The organism is Bradyrhizobium sp. TM239, assembly GCF_036247985.1.
Taxonomy (GTDB): Bacteria; Pseudomonadota; Alphaproteobacteria; order Rhizobiales; family Xanthobacteraceae; genus Bradyrhizobium; species Bradyrhizobium ottawaense.
The window spans coordinates 113,396-133,556 of record NZ_BTIR01000003.1 but is presented as its reverse complement, the minus strand read 5'-3'; the positions used below and the strand labels follow the sequence as shown (position 1 = coordinate 133,556).

Below are 20,161 nucleotides of genomic sequence, written 5' to 3'. Positions count from 1 at the left end.
CGAACTCAGAACTCGACGCCGGCCTGCGCCTTGATGCCGGAGCGGAACGGATGTTTCACCAGCGTCATCTCGGTGACGAGATCGGCGATCTCGATCAGCTCGTCCTTGGCGTTGCGCCCGGTGAGGACGACATGCGTCATCGGCGGCTTCGAGGTGGTCAGAAACTCGACGACCTCCGCGATGTCGAGATAGTCGTAGCGCAGCGCGATGTTGATCTCGTCGAGCACGACCATGCGCAAGCTCTCATCGAGAATCAGTTCCTTGGCCTTCTCCCAGCCGGCGCGCGCGGCGGCGATGTCGCGGGCGCGGTCCTGCGTCTCCCAGGTAAAACCTTCGCCCATGGCGTGGAACTGGCAGAGGTCGCCGAAATGGCCGGTGAGCAGGCGTCGCTCGCCGGTATCCCAGGCGCCCTTGATGAACTGCACGACCGCACAGGGGAAGCCATGGGCGACGCAGCGGACGATCATGCCGAAGGCCGAGGAGGACTTGCCCTTGCCGGCGCCGGTGTGGACGATGATGAGGCCCTTCTCGCCGCTCTTGGTCGCCATGATCTTGTCGCGGGCGGCCTTCTTTTTCGCCATTTTCGTGGCGTGGCGGGCGTCGGTTTCCTCGGCCGTTTTCGTATCCGGTTCAGGCGTCATCGGTCCCGGTCCTTCGGCTTGACAAGTGGCGGCCACCGGCAAATGGTGGCCCGGCGTTGGTTCCTGTCCTATGACAGGCGAAGAGGGAATGCGATAGGGTCCGAATCGGCAAGATTTGGGTCCAAACTGCAGCCGCCCCCGCGACCGTGACCGGAGAGATGCCCGAAGCCACTGATTCCCGCAGGAATCGGGAAGGCGGGGATCGAAGGGGATAACCCTGCTCCGCAAGCCGGGAGACCTGCCAGCGCGGACGAGTTTTGGACCGGCGGACGGGGTGTTCCGCGACGGGGAAACGGGCCTTCTGAAGAATGGTCCGTGTGCCTCATCGCCTCCCGCTGTTATCTGGAAGAGGCGATGACCGTCACACTTCACGTCTGCATCACCTGCCGCGCCGGCGAGACGCCTGGCGAGGGCGAGGCGACGCCCGGCAAGCGCCTGCATGGGGCGATCCTCGACGCCGGCGTGCCCGAGGGCGTCAATGTGGTTCCCGTCGAATGCCTGTCGGCCTGCAATCAGGGCTGCTCGGTCGCGCTCAGCGCGCCCGGCCGCTGGTCGTATGTCTATGGCCGCCTGTCGGATGCGAATGCGCAGGACGTGGTCGCGGGCGCGGCGGCCTATGCGGCGGCGCCGGATGGTCTCGTGCCCTGGCGCAGCCGGCCGGAAATATTCCGCAAGCAATCGCTTGCCCGCATTCCCCCCATTGCCGTCGTGCCGGAGGCCGCCGAATGAACCCGCTCGCAAAAGTCCCTGTGACGGTGGTCACCGGTTTTCTCGGCTCGGGCAAGACGACGCTGATCCAGCATCTGCTCAGCAATGCCGGCGGCAAGAAGCTCGCGGTGCTCGTGAACGAGTTCGGCAGTGAGGGCGTCGACGGCGAGATCCTGAGATCCTGTGCCGACGCCAATTGCCCGGAAGAGAACATCGTCGAGCTCGCCAATGGCTGCATCTGCTGCACGGTCGCCGACGATTTCATTCCGACCATGGAAAAACTGCTGGCGCGGCCCGTGCGGCCCGATCATATCCTGATCGAGACCTCGGGCCTGGCGCTGCCCAAGCCCCTGCTGAAGGCGTTCGACTGGCCGGAGATCCGCTCGCGCATCACCGTCGACGGTGTGATCGCACTTGCCGATGCCGAGGCTGTGGCGGCCGGCCGCTTCGCGCCCGATCCGGCTGCGGTGGAAGCGCAGCGTGCGGCGGACGAAAATCTCGATCACGAGACGCCGTTGTCGGAGGTGTTCGAAGATCAGATCGCCTGCGCCGATATCGTGCTGCTGACCAAGGCCGATCTCGCGGGGGCGGCGGGACTCGAAGCGGCCAAGGCGGCGATTATTGCCGAGATGCCGCGCCGCGTGCCGATGCTCCCCGTGACCGACGGTGCGATCGATGCGCGCGTCATCCTCGGTCTTGGCGCTGCCGCCGAGAACGATCTTGCCGCGCGTCCCTCGCATCATGACGGCGAGGAGGATCACGAGCACGACGATTTCGCTTCGGTCGTGATCGATCTTCCTGAAGTCGCCGACGTCGATGCGCTGGTCGCATCGGTGCAAAAGCTGGCGCGCGAGCAGAATGTGCTGCGCGCCAAGGGCTATATCGCGGTCGCGGGCAAGCCGATGCGGCTGCTGCTGCAGGCCGTCGGCGAGCGCGTACGCCACCAGTTCGACAAGCCCTGGGGCGCTGGGCTCAGGCAGTCAAAGCTCGTCGTGATCGGCGAGCACGGCGATATCGACGAGGCCGCGATCAGGTCAGGACTTGGTATCTGATGCACGTCGTTTTCCGCGAGAGCCGTGGTCTGGAGGAGACCGCGACGCCCAGGGATATCGGCCAGGACCCGGCCGATCTCGTGGTGCTCTCGTATTCGGATTCCGATCTTGCGGCGTTCGCGGCCGGCTGGCGGCGCGGTCGCGCCAGCCTGCCGACGCTGCGGCTCGCCAATCTTGCGGAGCTGCGTCATCCGCTCTCGGTCGACACCTATATCGAGCGCACGCTGTCGCAGGCGCGCGGCATTCTGGTGCGGCTGATCGGCGGGGAGTCCTATTGGCCGTATGGGCTTGCGGCCCTGCAACAGCTCGCGAAGGACCGTGGCATTGTGCTGGCCGTGCTGCCGGCCGACGGTCGCGACGACACGCGGCTGGATGCTTACTCGACCTTGCCGGTCTCGACGCTGCGCCGGCTCAAGGTGCTCTGCGACACCGGCGGATCGGTCGCGGCACAAGCCGCGATTGCGCAGCTCGCACTGGCCTCGGGTCTCTACGCCGGGCCAGTCATCGGCGAGACGATGGTGCCCGAGATGGGGTTCTACGATCCCGCGCGTGGTGTGATTGCTGCGCCGGCGCATGGCGAGGGCAGGCCGCGCGCACTTGTAACGTTCTATCGCTCGTATCTCACCGCCGCGGACACGGGCCCGGTCGATGCCCTGATCGCAGCGCTGCGCGAGCGCGGCTTTGATGCCTGCGGCGTGTTCGTGACTTCGCTGAAGGCCGCGGGCGTCGCGGATTGGTTGCGCGCGTATCTCGCGCAAAATCCGGCGGCTGCGATCGTCAACGCGACGGCGTTCTCGGCCATGGGCGACGACGGCACCACACCATTCGACGCCGCATCGTGCCCGGTGTTCCAGGTCGCGCTCTCGACGGCCCGGCACGAGGACTGGACGGAGTCGCTGCGCGGCCTCTCGCCCGGCGACCTTGCGATGCATGTGGTGCTGCCCGAGGTCGATGGCCGCCTGTTCGCGGGTGTCGTGAGCTTCAAGTCGGCAGGGCTGCGCGATCCCGATCTGCAATTCTCGCATCTGGCGCATCGCGCCGATGAGGAACGCGTGACGGCCGTCGCCGCGCGCGTCGCGGCTTGGCGGGGCCTCGCGGAGAAGCCAGCCGCCGAGAAGCGCATTGCGATCGTGCTCTCGAATTATCCGGGTCGGCCGCATCAGATCGCGCATGCGGTTGGTCTCGATGCGCTGGCTTCGGTCGAGGCGCTGGTGTCGGATCTCGCGGAGGCCGGCTTCGATGTTGCGCCGGTCCACACCCTTGGCGAGAAGCTGCTCAAGCGGCAACTGACCTGGGACGTTGCCGATTACCGCGCGGCGCTTTCGCGCCTGCCGCAAGTCTTGCAGGATGATCTCGCGCAAGCCTGGGGCGCGCCGGAGGATGATCCGAGCTGCCAGGACGGCGCGTTTCAATTCGCGGCCGTCGCTTGCGGCAAGTTGATCATCGCGGTTCAGCCGGAACGCGGCGATGCGACCACGCGCGATACCGATTATCACGATCTCGCCCGCACGCCGCGCCACGGCTACGTCGCGTTCTACCTCTGGCTCCGGGAGCAGAGCTGTGACGCCGTCGTGCACATGGGCGCGCATGGCACGCTGGAATGGCTGCCCGGCAAATCCGTGGCGCTGTCCCCAGCCTGCTGGCCGGAAGCCCTGATCGGCGATCTCCCCGTCATCTACCCCTTCATCGTCAACGATCCCGGCGAGGCCGCGCAGGCGAAACGGCGCATTGGCGCCGTCACCATCGGCCATCTGCCGCCGCCGCTCGCCGCATCCGCGGTGCCGGAAGGCCTGCGCCGGCTCGAACAGCTCCTCGACGAATATTCGACCGCCGATGGCCTCGATCCCGCGCGCCGCCAGCGGCTGATTGCCGCGATCCGTGACGAGGCGCGCGTGGCAGGCCTCGAAGACGATCTTGGTCTCGATGCATCGGTTGCACCGGCCGAAGCCATTCCGCGGATCGATCGCTTCGTCTGCGACCTCAAGGAAAGCCAGTTCGGCGACGGCCTGCACGTGTTCGGCCGCGGCGCCTGCGGCGAGGCTGAGCGGGATGCGCTTCGTGCCGCACTTGCCGGCAAGCGCGTTGCGCCGGGACCGTCGGGCTCGCCCTATCGCGGCCGTCAGGACGTGCTGCCGACCGGGCGCAATCTCTTTGCGGTCGATCCGCGCGCCGTGCCGACGCCGTCGGCACATGCGCAGGGCATAAAACTCGCCGAAGAACTGCTGCGTCGTCACTTGCAGGATCACGGTGACTGGCCGAAAGGCCTCGTGGTCGATCTCTGGGGCTCGGCGACGATGCGCACCGCCGGCGAGGAGTTCGCCATGGCGCTGCATCTGGCCGGTCTTGCGCCGCGCTGGGATCACGCCTCCGGCCGTGTCACCGGTTATGACATCGTCGCGCCGGCCGAACTCGGCCGCCCCCGCATCGACGTCACGCTGCGCGTGTCGGGCCTGTTTCGCGACGTTTTCCCAGGCCTTGCGCAATTGTTCGAGGCCGCCTCCGAAGCGCTTGCGGCGCGCGAGGACGAGGGCGACGAGAATCCGTACCGCCACCGCGCCTCCCGCGTGTTCGCGCCGCGTCCCGGACAATACGGCGTGGGCCTATCCGCGATCCCCGATGCCTTCACGCCGGAGACCCGCGAGGCAGCCGGTGAAGCCTGGCTGGCGGCATCGTCCTGGGCGTTCTCGGCCGGCGGCGAGATGCAGCCGAATCGCGCCGGCATCGAAGAGCGCCTTGCTTCGGCCGATGCCTTTGTCCATCTCCAGGACTTGCCGGAAACCGATCTCTTGCTCGCCGCCGACTATGCCGCGCATGAAGCCGGCGTTGCGGCGGCCGCGGCGCATCTCGGCGCGGCAGGGCCGGCGCTTTATCATCTGGACACGACGCGTCCCGAGCAGCCGCATGCGCGCACCCTGACCGAGGAAATCGCGCGTGTCGTCCGTGCGCGCGCCGCCAATCCGGCCTGGATCGCCGGCATGATGCGTCACGGTTTTCGCGGCGCCGCCGAGATCACGGCGACGCTGGAGCACATGGCCGCTTTCGCTCATCTCGCCGGCGCCGTGCCGCCGCATCTGTTCGATCTCTATTACGATGCAACGCTCGGCAATGACGACGTCCGCGCTTTCATGGCGCGTGAAAATCCGTCCGCGCTCGCCGCGATGGAAACCTGTTTTGCGCGCCTGCACGATGCGGCGCTATGGCAAACGCGCCGCAATTCGATTGCCGCGGCGCTGCGGGAGGCCTCATGAGCGCGGCCACGGTCAAGGGCTGGTGTCCCGGCGCGCTGCGCCCGATGCTCTCGGGCGACGGGCTCGTGGTGCGCGTGCGTCCGTTCGGTGGACGGCTTGAAGCACCGCAAATCTCCGGACTTGCCGAACTCGCCGGGCAACACGGCAACGGTCTGATCGACGTGACGAGCCGCGCCAATCTGCAGATCAGGGGCGTCAGTGAAGAAGGCCATCGGCCGTTGATCGACGGCCTTGCACGATTGGCGCTGCTCGATCCGGATCCGGCTACGGAAGCCCGTCGCAACATCCTCGTCACGCCGTTCTGGCGCGCTGGCGACGCGACGCAATCGCTTGCCGCCGAGCTCGAAGAAGCGCTCGAGGATAATTCGCTCGCGCTTCCAACGAAATTCGGCTTCGCCATCGATGACGGGACCTCGCGCGTGCTCGCCGGCGATTCCGCCGACATACGGATCGAGCGCGATCGCACAGGCCATCTCCTGGTGCGGGCCGATGGCGCAAAGCTTGGCCGCTCCGTCGCACGCGGGGAGGCCGTGAGCACGGCGCTCGCGCTCGCGAGCTGGTTCCTGGTCTCCGGCGGCGCGACGGGCGGGCGGGGGCGCATGGCGGCCCACATCGCGTCCGGCGCGGCATTGCCTCAATCGCTGCGCGGCGAGACCGAGCCGGCGCCCGTGATGGCCGCGTCGCGGCCCGGACACTATCCGCAAGGCGCGATGGTCGGCGTCGCGTTCGGGCAGATGCTCCATACGACGCTGCAGCAGTTCGCCGGCTGCGGACATGCGCTGCGCATGACGCCCTGGCGGATGGTGCTGAGCGAAGGCAAGCGCGAGATGCCGAGCGCGCCGGGCCTGATCACCGAGCCCTTTGATCCCGCGCTGCGCGTCATCGCCTGCAGCGGCGCGCCGCGCTGCCGCGAAGCCCATGCCGATACGCGTGCGCTCGCAGCAGCGCTCGCCCCGCGCATCGCCGCCGATGCGCGGCTCCACGTCTCCGGCTGCGGCAAGGGCTGTGCCCATTCCGGCACGGCCGCGGTCACGCTGGTGGCGACCCGCGCCGGCTTCGATCTCGTCCGTGACGGCTCGATCCGCGACGAGCCGGTGCTGCGCGACCTGAACGGCGCCGACATCGTCAGCGATCCCTCCATCCTTGTGGGAGGGAACTGATGCCGCACATTTACGAGACCGATGGCGCGGCGATCTACCGGCAGTCCTTTGCGACGATCCGGGCTGAGGCCGATCTTGCGCGCTTTTCGCCCGACGAGGAGCAGATCGTGGTGCGGATGATCCATGCCGCCGGCATGGTCGGGCTGGAGGCGCATATCCGCTTCACGCAGGGCATGGCGACCGCCGCGCGCGCCGCTCTGCAACGAGGCGCCCCGATCCTGTGCGACGCGCGCATGGTCTCGGAGGGAATTACGCGCGCGAGGCTTCCCGCGGCCAATGCCGTCATCTGCACGCTTGGCGACGAGACCGTGCCTGCACTCGCGCAATCCATGCGCAACACCCGCTCGGCCGCGGCGCTGGAGCTGTGGCGGCCGCATCTCGAAGGCGCCATCGTTGCGATCGGCAATGCGCCGACAGCGCTGTTTCACCTCCTCAACATGCTCGAGAACCGCGATTGCCCGCGGCCCGCTGCGATCATCGGCTGCCCGGTTGGCTTCGTCGGTGCAGCCGAGTCCAAGGCGGCGCTGATGGACGATCCGCCAGTGCCGGCGCTGACCGTCGAGGGCCGCCTCGGCGGCTCCGCGATCACGGTTGCCGCCGTGAATGCGCTGGCGAGCCGGAGCGAATAGCGATGGGACGCATCGTCTGCTGCGGTCTCGGCCCTGGCGATCCTGATCTGATGAGCGTGCGCGCCGATCGCACCGTGCGCGCCGCGCGCCACGTCGCCTATTTCCGCAAGAAGGGCCGGCCGGGCCAGGCGCGGCGCATCGTCGAGGGCATGCTGGCGGCCGACGTCACCGAATATCCCATGGAATATCCGGTCACCACCGAGATCGCCTTCGACAGCGCCGAGTACGTGCAGCTGCTGGCGGGCTTCTACGACGAATGGGCGGAGCGCCTGGCGCGACTTTCGCGCGCGGTCGACGTCGTCGTGCTCTGCGAGGGCGACCCTTATTTCTACGGCTCCTTCATGCATCTGCACATACGCCTGCAGGGCCGTGTCGGGATCGAGGTGATCGCGGGCATTCCGGGCATGGTCGGCTGCTGGAATGGTGTGGGCCAACCGATCGCGCTCGGCGATGACGTGACGACCGTGCTGATGGGAACGCTGGCCGAAGACGAGCTCGAGCGGCGCATGCGCGATTCCGATGCGCTCGTCGTCATGAAGACCGGCCGCAATCTCGCAAAGGTGCGCCGCGCGCTCAGCTCCGCCGGCCGGCTCGACGATGCCTGGCTGGTCGAGCGCGGTACCATGGCTGGCGAGCGCGTAGTGCGGCTCGCCGAGGTGGACGGCGCCGACTGTCCTTATTTCGCGATCGTGCTGGTCCACGGCAAGGGCCGGCACCTGGACGCCGCCGAATGATGGGCACGCTGACCATCGCGGGCCTGGGGCCGGGCAGCGCTGCGCTGGTGACGCCCGAGGTGACGGCTGCGCTGGCCGCCGCAACCGATATTCTTGGCTACGCGCCCTATGTCGCGCGCGTGCCGCCGCGGCCGGGGCTGAAGCTGCATCCCTCGGATAACCGCGAGGAGCTGCAGCGCGCGAGCGAGGCTTTGCGGCTTGCGTCCGAAGGCGGGCAGGTCGTCGTCGTGTCCTCGGGCGATCCCGGCGTTTTCGCGATGGCCTCGGCCGTGTTTGAGGCGCTCGAACAGGCGCCGCAGTACCAAACGCTTCCGATCCGTGTGCTGCCGGGCATCACCGCGATGCTGGCGGCGGCCGCGCGGGCCGGCGCGCCGCTCGGCCATGATTTCTGCGCGATCAACCTCTCCGATAATCTCAAGCCGTGGACGGTAGTCGAGAAGCGCTTGCGGCTGGCCGCGGAAGCCGATTTTTCGATTGCGATGTATAATCCGCGCTCCGCAAGCCGGCCGGAAGGATTCGGCCGCGCACTTGCGGTGCTGAAGGACGCCGGCTGTGGCGAGCGCCTCGTGATCTTTGCGCGCGCAATCAGCGCTGCTGACGAGAAGATCGTGACCGTGAGGCTGAATGACGCGACGCCGGAGATGGCGGATATGCGTACGCTGGTGATCGTCGGCAATTCGCAGACGCGCCGGGTCGGCCGCTGGGTCTATGCGCCGAGGCGGGTCGAATGACCGAGCCACTGCATCGCCTCGGCGACGCTTTCGACCCGTCCGCGTTCGGGCAGCTCCGGTCGCGAGATCATGATCACGGGAAGGCCGAGCATGCGGGCCGCGTCGATCTTCGCGCGGGCGCCGTCACCGCCGGAATTGCGGGCGACGATCCAGGCGATACTGCGTTCGCGCATCATCTCCAACTCACCGTCCAGCGTGAACGGTCCACGCGATACGATCACGTCCGCAGCGAAAGGCAGCGGCACCTCGGGAGGATCGACGAACCGCAGCGTATAGGCATGCTGCGGCTTGCCCGCGAATGGGGCGATATGCTGGCGTCCGATGGCGAGGAACACTTTTGCGGGCGCCTCGGGCAACGCTGCGACTGCAGCGCTGACATCGGCGATTTCGATCCAATTGTCGCCGGGCGTCTTCAGCCAAGGCGCGCGTTCGAGCGCGATGAGCGGCGTGCTAGTCTGCGCGCACGCCTCGACTGCATTGCGGCTCATCTCTGCGGCGAAAGGATGCGTCGCGTCGATCACATGCGTAATGCCTTCGCATCGGATGTAGTCGGCAAGCCCGCTCACGCCGCCGAAGCCGCCGATGCGGGTCGGCAGCGGCTGATCGGCGGGCGCACGGGTGCGACCGCCATAGGAATAGACGGCGTTGAGGCGCGCGCGCGCGACTGCCGCCGCGAGCATGCTCGCATCGGCCGTTCCACCCAGAATGAGGGCGCGCGTCATGGCTGATTCCCTGGCTGATCCCTGGCTGACCATCATCGGTATCGGCGAAGATGGCCTTGCCGGGCTGTCGGAGGCAAGCCGAAAGGCGCTCAACGAGGCCGAAACCGTGTTCGGTGGCGAACGGCACCTCGCGCTTGCCGGCGTGGGGAGCCGCGGCCGTCCGTGGCCGGTGCCGTTCGACGCCGATGTCGTTCTGAGCTGCCGCGGCCGGCCGACGGCGGTGCTCGCCTCCGGGGATCCGTTCTGGTACGGCGCCGGCGCAGGTCTTGCCGAGAGGCTTTATGGCGACGAGTGGATCGCATATTCGGCACCCTCGACTTTCTCCCTCGCTGCGTCGCGCCTGGGCTGGCGCCTGGAGTCCGTGACGTGCATTGGGCTTCATGCAGCGCCGTTCGAACGTCTGATGCCGCATTTGGCGAGAGATGCCCGCATCATCTGCCTGGTGCGCGACGCAGCTGCGGTCGGCGAACTCGCGAAATGGCTGACGGAACGCGGATGGGGCGCTTCACTCTTGTGGACTCTCGTCGCGCTTGGCGGCCCACGGGAATACATTGACCAGCATCGCGTCGATCTCTTTGCTGAGGATATTGCTGAAGATCTTGTCGCGGTGGCGTTGTTGCTGATCGGGACGCAGGGCATTCCCCGTAGCTCGGGCTTGTCCGACGATCTGTTCATTCACGACGGCCAGATCACCAAGCGACCGGTTCGCGCACTCGCGCTCTCGGCGCTGGCGCCGCGTCCGGGTGAACGGCTGTGGGATATCGGCGCCGGTTCGGGGTCGATCTCGGTTGAGTGGGCACTGTGCGGGGGAATGGCGACCGCAATCGAGGCGCGCGAGGATCGTGTCGCAAACATCCGCAGCAATGCAGCGGCGTTTGGACTCTCGCACCGGATCACCGTCGTCACAGGGAGGGCGCCCGGCGCTGTTGCTGCACTCGAAGCCCCGGACGCCGTCTTCATCGGCGGCGGTCTCGATATCGCAATGTTCGATGCCATCTGGTCACGGCTTTCGCCGGGCACACGGCTGGTCGCGCATTCCGTGACACTGGAGACGGAAGCGCTGCTCGGCGAGCTGCACCAGCGCCACGGTGGCGAGCTGATGCGGGTCGAGATCGCGCATGCCGGCCCGCTCGGCCGTTACCGCTCCTGGGAGGCGGCACGGTCGGTGGTGCAGTGGAGTACCGTCCGATGAAGGTGGCCGGGTTTGGGTTCAGGAGAGATGTCACTCTCGCTTCGCTGCGCGAAGCGCTGCTGGCGGCTGGTGATCCCGAAGGTCTTGCGGCGATGGCGACGGTCAGCGACAAGGCCGACGCGGAGCCGCTGAAGCAGCTCGCGCGCGAATGCGGTGTGCCGATCAAGGCCGTTCCGCCCGACATTCTGGCCGGTATCGCGACGCCGACCCAGTCCAATCTTGTGGCGGAGAAGTTCGGCACCGGATCGGTCGCCGAAGCTGCTGCCCTCGCGGCTGCCGGGCCTCGCGCACGATTGATTGCGACGCGCGTAGTCTCGCAGGATCGCACCGCGACCGCCGCGATCGCGGAAGGAGATGGCGCATGACGGTGCATTTCATCGGGGCAGGGCCGGGCGCGCCTGATTTGCTGACCTTGCGCGGCCGCGACCTGATCGCGGCCTGTCCGGTCTGTCTCTATGCCGGCTCGCTGGTCCCCGAGGGCGTGCTGGCGCATTGCCCGCCCGGTGCGCGCATCGTCAACACCGCGCCACTGTCGCTCGATGAGATCATCGCGGAGATCGCCGCTGCGCATGCGGCGGGCAAGGATGTCGCGCGGCTGCATTCCGGCGATCTCTCGATCTGGTCGGCGATGGGCGAGCAGCTTCGTCGCCTGCGTGCACTCGGCATTCCCTACACGGTCACACCCGGCGTTCCCTCCTTCTCGGCTGCGGCGGCAGCGCTCGAGGTCGAGCTGACGCTGCCCGGTCTCGCCCAGACGGTGGTGCTGACGCGCACGCCCGGCCGCGCCAGCGCGATGCCCGAGCGCGAGAAGCTCGCTGCCTTCGCCGCGACCGGCGCGGTGCTCGCAATCCATCTGTCGATCCATCTGCTCGACAAGGTCGTTGCCGAGCTGACCCCACATTATGGAGCGGATTGTCCCGTCGCCATCGTCTGGCGCGCGAGTTGGCCGGACCAGCGCATCGTCCGCGCTACGCTTGCTACGCTCGATGCTGCCGTCGGCACCGAGATGGAGCGCACCGCGATCATTCTGGTCGGCAGAACGCTTGGCGCGGCGGATTTCGACGAGAGCCGCCTCTATGCCGCCGACTACGACCGCCGCTATCGGCCTGTCGGCGCGGAGCCGCGCTTTCCGGAGGCCTCGTGATGGCGGCAGGCCTCGTCATCTCCGCACCGGCCTCCGGCGTCGGCAAGACCACGCTGACGCTGGCGCTCGCGCGCGCCTGGCGCAATCGCGGATTGAACGTGCAGTGCTTCAAGAGCGGTCCCGATTACATCGATCCCGCCTTCCACGCCGCCGCCACGGGCCGCGCCTCCGTCAACGTCGATAGCTGGGCGATGGATCGCGGGACGATCGCGCATCTCGTCAGCCGCGGCGCGGATGCCGATATCGTGCTCGCCGAGGGCTCGATGGGCCTGTTCGACGGCGTTGCTGCGCGCGGGGTCTCCGGCGTGGGGGCCACCGCCGATATCGCGGAGATGATGGGCTGGCCGGTGGTGCTGGTGATCGATCCTTCCGGACAGGCGCAGACCGCAGCGGCGATCGCCGCGGGGCTTCGCGATTACCGCCCCGGCGTGCGACTCGCCGGCGTCGTGCTCAATCGCGTCGCCAGCCTGCGCCACGAAGATCTCGTCCGGCGTGCGCTCAACGATTCCGGCATTGCCGTGTTCGGCGCTATGCCGCGCCATGCCGAGATCAGCCTGCCGAAACGGCATCTCGGCCTGGTGCAGGCCGAAGAGCAGGCTGAGATCGGCAAGCTGATCGACGAGGCCGCGCGCTTCGTCGCCGAGCATGTCGATCTCGATGCGGTGCTGCGATCGGCTGCGTCCTGGTCGCCGCAACCTGCCGCGAACGGCCTGAACGTGACGCCGCCGGGGCAGCGCATCGCGCTCGCGCGCGATGCGGCGTTCTCCTTCGTCTATCCGCATATGCTGGAGGCCTGGCGCGCGGCGGGCGCCGAGATATTGCCGTTCTCGCCGCTCGCCGATGAAGCGCCTGACGCGAGCGCCGATGTGTGCTGGCTGCCCGGCGGCTACCCCGAGCTCCATGCCGGCAAGATTGCGGCCAATGCGCGTTTTCGCGGCGGCCTGCGCGCCTTTGCCGAAACGCGGCCGGTGCACGGCGAATGCGGAGGCTATATGGTGCTCGGAACCGCTTTGACCGATGCGGACGGTGTCCGCCACGAGATGACAGGCCTGCTTGGCCTCGAGACGAGCTTTGCCAAACGCCGCATGCATCTCGGTTATCGTCTGGCCGAACTCGCCGCGGCGATACCGGGACATCGCTCCGGCGCGCGCCTGCGCGGCCATGAGTTCCACTATTCGACCATTCTTGCCCAGCCTGATACGCCGCTGGCAGTCGTGCATGATGCGACCGGCGCGGTCATCGCCGAGACCGGCTCGCAGCGCGGCCACGCCACCGGCACCTTCTTTCATCTGATCGCGGAGGACCGGTGAGCGGCTTCGTCTCCTTCATCTCCGCCGGACCAGGCGATCCCGAGCTTCTCACGCTCAAGGGCGCCGCGCGGCTGCGCGAAGCCGACGTCGTGCTCTATGACGATCTTGCCTCCGGCGCGATCCTCGATCTCGCCCGCCCCGGCGCCAATCTCATCGCGGTTGGGAAACGGGCAGGGCGTCCCTCGACCAAGCAGCACCACGTCAACCGCTTGTTGGTCGACTATGCCGTAACCGGCGCGCGCGTGGTGCGCTTGAAGTCGGGCGACGCCGGCATTTTCGGCCGGCTCGAGGAGGAGCTGGAGACGCTGCGTGAGGCCGGCATCGGCTACGAGATCGTTCCCGGCGTGACATCAGCCTGCGTCGCCGCGGCGCAGGCCGGCATTCCCCTGACCCGGCGCCATACTTCGCGCCGGGTGCAGTTCGTCACCGGCGCCGATGTCACCGGCGAGCTGCCGCCCAACTTGAACTGGGCGGCGCTGGCGGACCCTGAGGCGACGACCGTGGTCTATATGGGCCGGCGCACCTTTCCGGCGCTTGCTGCAAGATTGATCGCGCACGGCCTTGCCCCAACCACGCCGGCATTGTTCGCCGAATCCCTCGGCCGCCCCGACGAACGGCTGGTCCGGACCACCATTGCCGAGCTTGCCGAGCAGCTTGCGCGCGGCGGCGCCGCCTCGACGGCCGCCGTGATCCTGTTTGGGGCGCTGGCCGGGGATTATCCGTCATGACGGCCTTGGTCGCCCTTCGCCCCTTGACGCAGGCTCAGCGAAAGGGGCACACAAGAGAGGCATGGTGCTCGACGCGGCGCAAAGCGCCGGAGCATAATCGGGAATGGGGGTGGGCGGACCCAGTTGCGGCGCCCAAAACCCCAGCCGCCCCCGCGACTGTAAGCGGTGAGGGACTCCGATCAGCCACTGGGCCGCAAGGTCCGGGAAGGCCGGAAATCCCAGCGAACCGCGAGCCAGGAGACCGGCCCTGCACGTTTTGAGGCCAAGGCCGTCGGGTGTGACGGCAGGAAGGAACTGAGCCATGCATATCGAACCCGGTATAGTGACGGGCGCCAAGCTCGTGTTGAGTTACGCAACCGGCATCGCCGCAGGCGGCGTTGCGCTGAAGCTCGCGGCGGAAACCGTGCGTGAGCAGGGCATCACGTCGTTCGCGGCGCGGACGCTCGCCACCACAGTCCTCGTCTTCACCTTCTTCGAGATCCTGCCGCACTTCCCGGTCGGCGTCTCCGAGGTGCACTTCATTCTCGGCTCGACACTGTTCCTGCTGTTCGGCGCGGCGCCTGCGGCCTTCGGCCTCGCCTTCGGCCTGCTGCTCCAGGGTGTGTTCTTCGAGCCCGCTGACATCCCGCAATACGGCATGAACGTCACCACGCTGCTGGTGCCACTGTTCGCGATCCAGGCGATTGCCACACGGATCATTTCGCGCAACACCGCCTATGTCGATTTGAAGTATCGCCAGGCGCTGGCGCTTTCGACGACCTATCAGGCCGGTGTGATCGCCTGGGTGGCGTTCTGGGCGCTCTATGGCTCCGGTTTTGCCATGACCAATCTCGCCAACATCGCGACGTTCGCGGCGTCCTATGCGCTGGTCATCGTGATCGAGCCTCTGGCCGATCTCGCGGTACTGGCGCTGGCGAAGTCGCTGCGCGGCGTCACCGCGCCCGGCCTCGTCACTCCGCGCCTGCACAACGCGGCCTGAGAGACAAGCGAACGGGCGGCCAGCAGGGCCGCCCGTCGCGTTCGCGATGCTCACGCTCTCCCTGATAGGCATCGGTTGCGGCGATCCCGACCAGCTCACGCGCGCCGCTGTTCAGGCGATCAACGCCGCCGATCTCGTCCTGATTCCGCGCAAGGGGACGGCAAAGTCCGATCTCGCCGATCTCAGGCGGACGATCTGCGCGGATGTGCTCACCAGCGACAAGACAGCCATCGCCGAGTTCGACCTTCCCGTGCGCGACGCAGGCGAAGCGGACTACCGCAAGGGCGTGGACGATTGGCACGATGCGGTTGCAGCGACCTGGTCGCAGACGATCGCAAAGCATATCGAAGGTGACGGCAAGGTTGCGCTGCTGATCTGGGGCGATCCCTCGCTCTATGATTCCTCGTTGCGCATTGCGCGGCGGCTCAATCCCTTGCCTGACATCGCGGTCGTGCCCGGCATCACCTCGATCCAGGCGCTGTGCGCGGCGCATGCGCTGCCGCTCAACGATATCGGCGAGCCCTTTCTGGTCACGACGGGGCGGCGCTTGCGCGAAGGCGGCTGGCCGCAGGGTGTCGATACCGTGGTGGTGATGCTCGACGGCGGCACGGCGTTCCAGTCGCTCGATCCGGCCGGGCTTCACATCTATTGGGGCGCCTATCTCGGCATGCCCGACCAGATCGTCATGGCCGGCGCGCTCGCTGAGGTCGGCCCGCGCATCGTGGCGTTGCGTCAGGAGGCGCGCGAGCGGCATGGCTGGATCATGGACAGCTACATTCTCAAGCGCGCACGTTAAGCGAGGCACCATGCTCCCCGAATGGGTCACCCGAAACTGCCCCGAGATCTCCGCAGCCCATCGCGAGGCGGCGATTGCGCGGCAGGCGCAACTGACAAAGCCGACCGGCGCACTCGGCCGGCTCGAGCAGCTCGCAATCGAGCTTGCGGGCCTGCAGGCGACTGAACAGCCGCGTGCCGCGCGGGTGCCGATCATCATCTTCGTCGGCGACCACGGCATCGTCGCGCAGGGCGTCTCGGCCTATCCGCAAGCCGTGACCATCGCGATGATGGCGAATTTCGCCGCCGGCGGTGCCGCGATCTCGGTGCTGGCGCGCGAGCTTGGCTCGAGCCTGGAGGTGGTCGACGCCGGCACGCTGGCGCCGGACGAGATGGCAGGAATCGTCACCGACAAGCCGCGCCACGGCACACGCGATTTCAGCGTCGAAGCCGCTCTCGCACCCGCCGAGCTGGCGTATGCGTTCGAGGCCGGCCAGCGCGCCGTCGTACGTGCGGCGTCCCATCAGCCTGATCTCCTGATCTTCGGCGAGATGGGGATCGGCAACACCACGACGTCAGCGGCGATTGCCGCGAGCCTGCTTGGCATCAGTGCCGAAGAGATTGCAGGCAGCGGCACCGGCGTCGATGCGGCCGGCCGCGCGCACAAGGCGCGGGTGATTGATGCTGCGATTACGCGTCACGGGGTTGCGGGCGCGGCGCCCGAAAAAATCCTGTGCGCCGTCGGCGGCCTCGAGATTGCGGCGATCACAGGTGCGATCATCGCGGCCGCGCAGCGCCGCATCCCCGTCTTGATCGACGGCTTCATCGTATCGGTGGCAGCGCTCACGGCGGCGCGGCTCAACCCGTCGTGCCAGCCGTTCCTGCTGCCGTCGCATCAATCGGCGGAGCAGGGCCATCGGCTGGTGCTGCGCGCGCTGAACGTGCAGCCGTTGATCAGCCTCGATCTCCGGCTCGGCGAGGGATCGGGCGCCGCCATCGCGCTGCCGCTGGTGCGCCTCGCCTGCAGCCTCCACAACGGCATGGCGACGTTTGCGCAGGCCAATGTGCCGGATCGTCCTAGCTGATCCGCTGATTGACGGAGACGACGCGCCAGCCGCTCGCAAGGCGATCGATCCGGGTCAGCGACAGCGGATCGATCACGAAGCGCAAGGCGGCCTGCGGCGTGAGATCGAGCGCGATGCAGAGCGCGGCGCGGATGGTGCCGGAGTGCACGACGAGCGTGGCCGATCCGGCTGCGATCCGCGACAGTCCGAGCCGGACACGCGCGACCTGATCCGCAAAGCTCTCGCCGCCCGGCGGCCGTGCGTCGGCCGGATCGCTCCAGAACTGCGCATAGGCCTCACCGCGGCTCGCGGCGAGTTCGTCATGGCGATGGCCGGTCCAGTCACCAAAATCCTGTTCGCGGAATTCGCTGACCAGGGCCGGTTCGAGCCCCAGGGCTCGCGCCGTCTCGACCGTGCGTCGCGATGGGCTTGCGTAGCCCGCAGCTTCCCGCGGCAAGCGCTGCCGCACGGCATCCAGTTGCACGCGATCGCCGAGATCGGCAGGCGCGTCGGACGCGTGGATCGTCCCTTTGACGCCCGCGACGGGCGCGTGCCTTATCAGCCAGAGGAAGGTCTCGCCTTCCATGCTCATCTCCAAGGAAGTTGCTCGCTGTGGCCATAACGCCGCAACTGGCACATTGACTCTGTTGTGATGGTAATCCTAGATGCTTGCGACGGTTTCCCCGAGAGGGGATGAAAAGGGAATACGGTGCGGGGACATTGTCCCCAACGCCGTGGCTGCCCCCGCAACTGTGAGCGGTGAATCCTTCGTCAGAAGCCACTGGGGTGCTCGGTCCCGGGAAGGCGACGAAGTGGTCATGACCCGCGAGCCAGGAGACCTGCCGTCAGCCGTGGTCACACGCGAAGATGTCGGTCGGGGAGTACAGACATTCGGCTTCATCGGACGGCTGAAGGGCCAGAAGGTGAGACCTCGTTCGCTGTGACGTGCCACTGACGTCATACCGAGGTCCGAAAATCGTGTCTTCCATCTATATCGTACGACCGCGCGGCTTCCTGCTCGCCTCCGCCGCCCTTACGCTGGCTGCCGCTGATGTGCCGGCCGCGCTGGCGCAGCAATCTCGCGAACCGCTGCCGCCGATCGAGGTGTCGCCCGCCCAATCCCGCAAGCAGGCGAAGCCTGCCGGCCGGGAAGGGCAGAGCGCACGGCGCGCGTCATCGCGCAGATCCGCAACCGCTGCGGCCGCGCCAAGGCCTGCGGTGCCGGGCGTGTCGTCGCAGACGCAAACGGCGACGCCGCTCAACAGCAATGCCGTGGCCGAAAGCGCCTCGCGCCTTGGCCTGACCGTGCGCCAGACGCCTGCAACCGTCGAAATCATCTCCGCCGAGACCATGCGCGAGCAGGGTTATCGCACCGTGTCCGAGGTGGCGCAGGGTGCGGTCGGCGTCACCTCCGGCGACGCACCGGGAGAGCCGGCGGGCTTCTCGATGCGCGGCTTCACCAACAGCCAGATCAACACGCTCTACAACGGCATCAAGATCGGCCCGCAGAACATGACCTCGCGGATCATGGACACGGCCAATCTCGAGGCTGTGGAATTCCTGAAGGGCCCGGCCTCGCTGATCTCGGGCGAGGGCGCTGCCGGCGGCGCGATCAACTTCGTCACCAAGCAGCCGCACACCGGAGCGATCCGCAACGAGGCGGATTTCTCGTACGACTCCCTGAACTCGTTCCGCGCCCATTACGGCTCGGGCGGCAGCACGAACGTCCAAGGTCTCGACTACCGCTTCGACATCAGCCGCTCCTCGCTCAACGGCTTCGTGGACGACACCAACACCAGAACGCTCGACGTGTCGGGCCAGCTCAACTACCGCATCTCCGACAGCCTCAAGGTCTGGGGCGCGATCGAATACCGCGAGGATCGCGGCAAGGCCTATTGGGGTGCGCCGCTGGTGCCGGTCGCCTTCAGCGGCTCGCATGCGACGTCGGGGATTGTCTCCGGCAACTACATCTCGAACTACAACAAAACCAATCTCGGCGCGGTCACCATCGACGACCGCACCTTCAACACCAATTACAACGTGCTCGACAACCGCAACGTGGCGCAGGAAGTCTGGCTGCGCGGTGGCTTCGAGCTGAAGCTTGCGCCCGACCTGACCCTGAAGAGTCAGGCCTATGGCTACGGCGCCGAGCGCACCTGGTTCAATAACGAAGTCGAAGCGTTCAATTCCGGGACGAACCTGGTCGATCGCGAGCGCTTCTATGTCGCGCACAGCCAACGCCTCGTCGGCAACATCACCGACCTGATCTGGGATGCGAACATCGCGGGATTCGACAACCGGCTGGTCACGACACTGTCGTCGAGCTACCTCGATTTCGTCAGGCCCGGCGCCGCAAACTTTCCCGGCGACTCTGTTTCGCTGGTCGATCCCAACCGCGGCTTTTACGGCCTGCTCACGACGCAGCAGCAGACCGCGCGCATCGACAACGAGGCCTTGTCATTCGAGGACCGGCTCAAACTGACACGCAGCTTTTCGCTGATTGGTGGCCTGCGCGTCGAGCATATCGGCCTCGATCGCAATTCGATGGACAAGAATGGATTGGAGAAGGCAGGCTTCCCGTTCGCGAAAGACTGGGCGCCGGTGACGGGCCGCATCGGCTACACGTGGGAGGCCGTGCCCGGCCTGACCTTCTTTAGCCAGTACGCGACCGGCGCCGACATCTCTGCCAACAATATCTTCCTGCTCGGGCCGACCCAGCCGCTCGACCTGACGACCGCGCGCACCTACGAGACCGGTGTCAAGCATCTGTTCTGGGACAACCGGGCGGAGTGGTCGTTCTCGGCCTATGATATCCAGCGCAAGAATGTCTATGCCGCAGCCGGTGGGCAGGCGCTCAACATCGCCGGGCGGCAGGAATCGAAGGGCGTCGAGCTTGCCGCCTCGGTCCGTCCGATCGATCCGCTGCGTCTGTGGGGCAACATCGCCTATGTCGATGCGCGCTATGCCGACTACAATTTCGTTGGCGGCTCGTTCTCCGGCAACACGCCGCCGAACGTGCCGCGCATCGTCGCCAATGCCGGCGCGTCGTACCGGTTCTTCACGCCCTGGCCGGTAGAGCTCGGCATCACCGGCCGCCATGTCGGCGACCGCTACAACACCGATGCCAATGTGGTGACGATGAAGGCGTACACCGTCGCCGACGTCTACGCTTTCGTCGATATCCCCAAGACGGTTTTCAACGCGGTTGACCAGGCCCGCCTGACCTTCCGTGTGCGCAACATCACTGATAAGCGCTACGCGATCTGGGGCGATCCGTTCTACCCCGACCAGATCCTCCTGGGCGCGCCGCGCACCTACGAGCTCTCGGCCGCGTTCAAATGGTAG

At 67.2% G+C, this 20,161-nt stretch carries 19 protein-coding genes and 3 riboswitches; of the genes, 16 read left to right on the top strand and 3 right to left on the bottom strand.

Features of this window, described 5'->3' with window-relative positions; genetic code table 11:
* Positions 1 to 5: 5 nt before the first annotated feature.
* A complete protein-coding gene (cobO, locus tag AABA84_RS06930) occupies positions 6 to 641 on the bottom strand; it encodes a cob(I)yrinic acid a,c-diamide adenosyltransferase (protein ID WP_028142439.1) in 636 nt (211 codons plus the stop codon).
* 40 nt (positions 642 to 681) lie between these two features.
* Positions 682 to 901, top strand: a riboswitch (cobalamin riboswitch).
* Between the two features lie 94 nt (positions 902 to 995).
* Here cobO and AABA84_RS06925 point away from each other — a divergent pair.
* The 7 genes from AABA84_RS06925 to cobJ are packed head-to-tail and all read left to right on the top strand — an operon-like array spanning position 996 to position 8,903.
* Positions 996 to 1,370, top strand: a complete 375-nt coding sequence (locus AABA84_RS06925) for a DUF1636 family protein (RefSeq protein ID WP_018315957.1) — start codon at positions 996 to 998, stop codon at positions 1,368 to 1,370.
* Positions 1,367 to 2,401 carry a cobalamin biosynthesis protein CobW gene (gene cobW / locus AABA84_RS06920; protein ID WP_338307458.1) on the top strand — a complete coding sequence of 345 codons (1,035 nt, stop codon included), beginning with the start codon at positions 1,367 to 1,369 and terminating at the stop codon, positions 2,399 to 2,401. Before AABA84_RS06925 ends, cobW begins: the two co-directional genes overlap by 4 nt.
* Positions 2,401 to 5,649: a cobaltochelatase subunit CobN gene (cobN, locus tag AABA84_RS06915; RefSeq protein ID WP_338311694.1), complete on the top strand. Its 3,249-nt coding sequence runs from the start codon at positions 2,401 to 2,403 to the stop codon at positions 5,647 to 5,649. Before cobW ends, cobN begins: the two co-directional genes overlap by 1 nt.
* Positions 5,646 to 6,809, top strand: coding sequence for a precorrin-3B synthase (gene cobG, locus AABA84_RS06910; protein ID WP_338311693.1), 1,164 nt, complete (start codon positions 5,646 to 5,648; stop codon positions 6,807 to 6,809). The genes cobN and cobG overlap by 4 nt, the downstream gene beginning before the upstream one ends.
* A complete protein-coding gene (locus AABA84_RS06905; protein WP_338311692.1) occupies positions 6,809 to 7,438 on the top strand; it encodes a precorrin-8X methylmutase in 630 nt (209 codons plus the stop codon). The genes cobG and AABA84_RS06905 overlap by 1 nt, the downstream gene beginning before the upstream one ends.
* A 2-nt stretch (positions 7,439 to 7,440) precedes the next feature.
* On the top strand, positions 7,441 to 8,172 hold the full coding sequence (locus AABA84_RS06900) for a precorrin-2 C(20)-methyltransferase (protein WP_338311691.1): 732 nt from the start codon (positions 7,441 to 7,443) through the stop codon (positions 8,170 to 8,172).
* A complete protein-coding gene (gene cobJ, locus AABA84_RS06895; protein WP_338311690.1) occupies positions 8,169 to 8,903 on the top strand; it encodes a precorrin-3B C(17)-methyltransferase in 735 nt (244 codons plus the stop codon). Before AABA84_RS06900 ends, cobJ begins: the two co-directional genes overlap by 4 nt.
* On the opposite strand, the gene AABA84_RS06890 is transcribed toward cobJ, so the two are convergent.
* Positions 8,879 to 9,625: a cobalt-precorrin-6A reductase gene (locus tag AABA84_RS06890; RefSeq protein ID WP_338311752.1), complete on the bottom strand. Its 747-nt coding sequence runs from the start codon at positions 9,623 to 9,625 to the stop codon at positions 8,879 to 8,881. The two genes, cobJ and AABA84_RS06890, sit on opposite strands and share 25 nt — an antisense overlap.
* 10 nt (positions 9,626 to 9,635) lie before the next feature.
* On the opposite strand from AABA84_RS06890, the gene cbiE reads away from it, so the two are divergent.
* The 8 genes from cbiE (at position 9,636) to cobT (ending at position 16,837) form a co-directional block, all read left to right on the top strand.
* Entirely contained in the window at positions 9,636 to 10,817 is a 1,182-nt protein-coding gene (cbiE, locus tag AABA84_RS06885; protein WP_338311751.1) for a precorrin-6y C5,15-methyltransferase (decarboxylating) subunit CbiE, read from the top strand.
* Complete coding sequence (locus AABA84_RS06880; RefSeq protein WP_338307451.1) at positions 10,814 to 11,182, top strand: cobalamin biosynthesis protein; 369 nt, start codon at positions 10,814 to 10,816, stop codon at positions 11,180 to 11,182. The genes cbiE and AABA84_RS06880 overlap by 4 nt, the downstream gene beginning before the upstream one ends.
* A complete protein-coding gene (cobM, locus tag AABA84_RS06875; protein WP_338311689.1) occupies positions 11,179 to 11,961 on the top strand; it encodes a precorrin-4 C(11)-methyltransferase in 783 nt (260 codons plus the stop codon). The genes AABA84_RS06880 and cobM overlap by 4 nt, the downstream gene beginning before the upstream one ends.
* Complete coding sequence (locus AABA84_RS06870; RefSeq protein WP_338307449.1) at positions 11,961 to 13,271, top strand: cobyrinate a,c-diamide synthase; 1,311 nt, start codon at positions 11,961 to 11,963, stop codon at positions 13,269 to 13,271. Before cobM ends, AABA84_RS06870 begins: the two co-directional genes overlap by 1 nt.
* The gene (gene cobA, locus AABA84_RS06865) at positions 13,268 to 13,999 is read left to right on the top strand and encodes a uroporphyrinogen-III C-methyltransferase (protein ID WP_338311688.1); all 732 of its coding nucleotides are present in this window, start codon (positions 13,268 to 13,270) and stop codon (positions 13,997 to 13,999) included. The genes AABA84_RS06870 and cobA overlap by 4 nt, the downstream gene beginning before the upstream one ends.
* A gap of 45 nt (positions 14,000 to 14,044) precedes the next feature.
* A riboswitch (cobalamin riboswitch) is annotated at positions 14,045 to 14,263 on the top strand.
* Positions 14,264 to 14,300: 37 nt separating this feature from the next.
* Entirely contained in the window at positions 14,301 to 14,978 is a 678-nt protein-coding gene (locus tag AABA84_RS06860) for an energy-coupling factor ABC transporter permease (RefSeq protein ID WP_212248590.1), read from the top strand.
* Between the two features lie 46 nt (positions 14,979 to 15,024).
* On the top strand, positions 15,025 to 15,774 hold the full coding sequence (gene cobF / locus AABA84_RS06855; protein WP_338311687.1) for a precorrin-6A synthase (deacetylating): 750 nt from the start codon (positions 15,025 to 15,027) through the stop codon (positions 15,772 to 15,774).
* 10 nt (positions 15,775 to 15,784) lie between these two features.
* Complete coding sequence (gene cobT / locus AABA84_RS06850) at positions 15,785 to 16,837, top strand: nicotinate-nucleotide--dimethylbenzimidazole phosphoribosyltransferase (RefSeq protein WP_338311686.1); 1,053 nt, start codon at positions 15,785 to 15,787, stop codon at positions 16,835 to 16,837.
* On the opposite strand, the gene AABA84_RS06845 is transcribed toward cobT, so the two are convergent.
* On the bottom strand, positions 16,830 to 17,402 hold the full coding sequence (locus AABA84_RS06845) for a histidine phosphatase family protein (protein WP_338311685.1): 573 nt from the start codon (positions 17,400 to 17,402) through the stop codon (positions 16,830 to 16,832). The genes cobT and AABA84_RS06845 overlap by 8 nt on opposite strands.
* Positions 17,403 to 17,474: 72 nt before the next feature.
* Positions 17,475 to 17,677, top strand: a riboswitch (cobalamin riboswitch).
* A gap of 117 nt (positions 17,678 to 17,794) precedes the next feature.
* On the opposite strand from AABA84_RS06845, the gene AABA84_RS06840 reads away from it, so the two are divergent.
* Positions 17,795 to 20,161 (top strand): TonB-dependent receptor, encoded by a 2,367-nt coding sequence (locus AABA84_RS06840; protein WP_338311684.1) that lies wholly within the window; start codon positions 17,795 to 17,797, stop codon positions 20,159 to 20,161.

Bases quoted from the DNA above. Each gene is read 5' to 3' on its own strand.
- cobO (WP_028142439.1), bottom strand. From the start codon at position 641: ATGACGCCTGAACCGGATACGAAAACGGCCGAGGAAACCGACGCCCGC.
- AABA84_RS06925 (WP_018315957.1), top strand. From the start codon at position 996: ATGACCGTCACACTTCACGTCTGCATCACCTGCCGCGCCGGCGAGACG.
- cobW (WP_338307458.1), top strand. From the start codon at position 1,367: ATGAACCCGCTCGCAAAAGTCCCTGTGACGGTGGTCACCGGTTTTCTC.
- cobN (WP_338311694.1), top strand. From the start codon at position 2,401: ATGCACGTCGTTTTCCGCGAGAGCCGTGGTCTGGAGGAGACCGCGACG.
- cobG (WP_338311693.1), top strand. From the start codon at position 5,646: ATGAGCGCGGCCACGGTCAAGGGCTGGTGTCCCGGCGCGCTGCGCCCG.
- AABA84_RS06905 (WP_338311692.1), top strand. From the start codon at position 6,809: ATGCCGCACATTTACGAGACCGATGGCGCGGCGATCTACCGGCAGTCC.
- AABA84_RS06900 (WP_338311691.1), top strand. From the start codon at position 7,441: ATGGGACGCATCGTCTGCTGCGGTCTCGGCCCTGGCGATCCTGATCTG.
- cobJ (WP_338311690.1), top strand. From the start codon at position 8,169: ATGATGGGCACGCTGACCATCGCGGGCCTGGGGCCGGGCAGCGCTGCG.
- AABA84_RS06890 (WP_338311752.1), bottom strand. From the start codon at position 9,625: ATGACGCGCGCCCTCATTCTGGGTGGAACGGCCGATGCGAGCATGCTC.
- AABA84_RS06880 (WP_338307451.1), top strand. From the start codon at position 10,814: ATGAAGGTGGCCGGGTTTGGGTTCAGGAGAGATGTCACTCTCGCTTCG.
- cobM (WP_338311689.1), top strand. From the start codon at position 11,179: ATGACGGTGCATTTCATCGGGGCAGGGCCGGGCGCGCCTGATTTGCTG.
- AABA84_RS06870 (WP_338307449.1), top strand. From the start codon at position 11,961: ATGGCGGCAGGCCTCGTCATCTCCGCACCGGCCTCCGGCGTCGGCAAG.
- AABA84_RS06860 (WP_212248590.1), top strand. From the start codon at position 14,301: ATGCATATCGAACCCGGTATAGTGACGGGCGCCAAGCTCGTGTTGAGT.
- cobF (WP_338311687.1), top strand. From the start codon at position 15,025: ATGCTCACGCTCTCCCTGATAGGCATCGGTTGCGGCGATCCCGACCAG.
- cobT (WP_338311686.1), top strand. From the start codon at position 15,785: ATGCTCCCCGAATGGGTCACCCGAAACTGCCCCGAGATCTCCGCAGCC.
- AABA84_RS06845 (WP_338311685.1), bottom strand. From the start codon at position 17,402: ATGGAAGGCGAGACCTTCCTCTGGCTGATAAGGCACGCGCCCGTCGCG.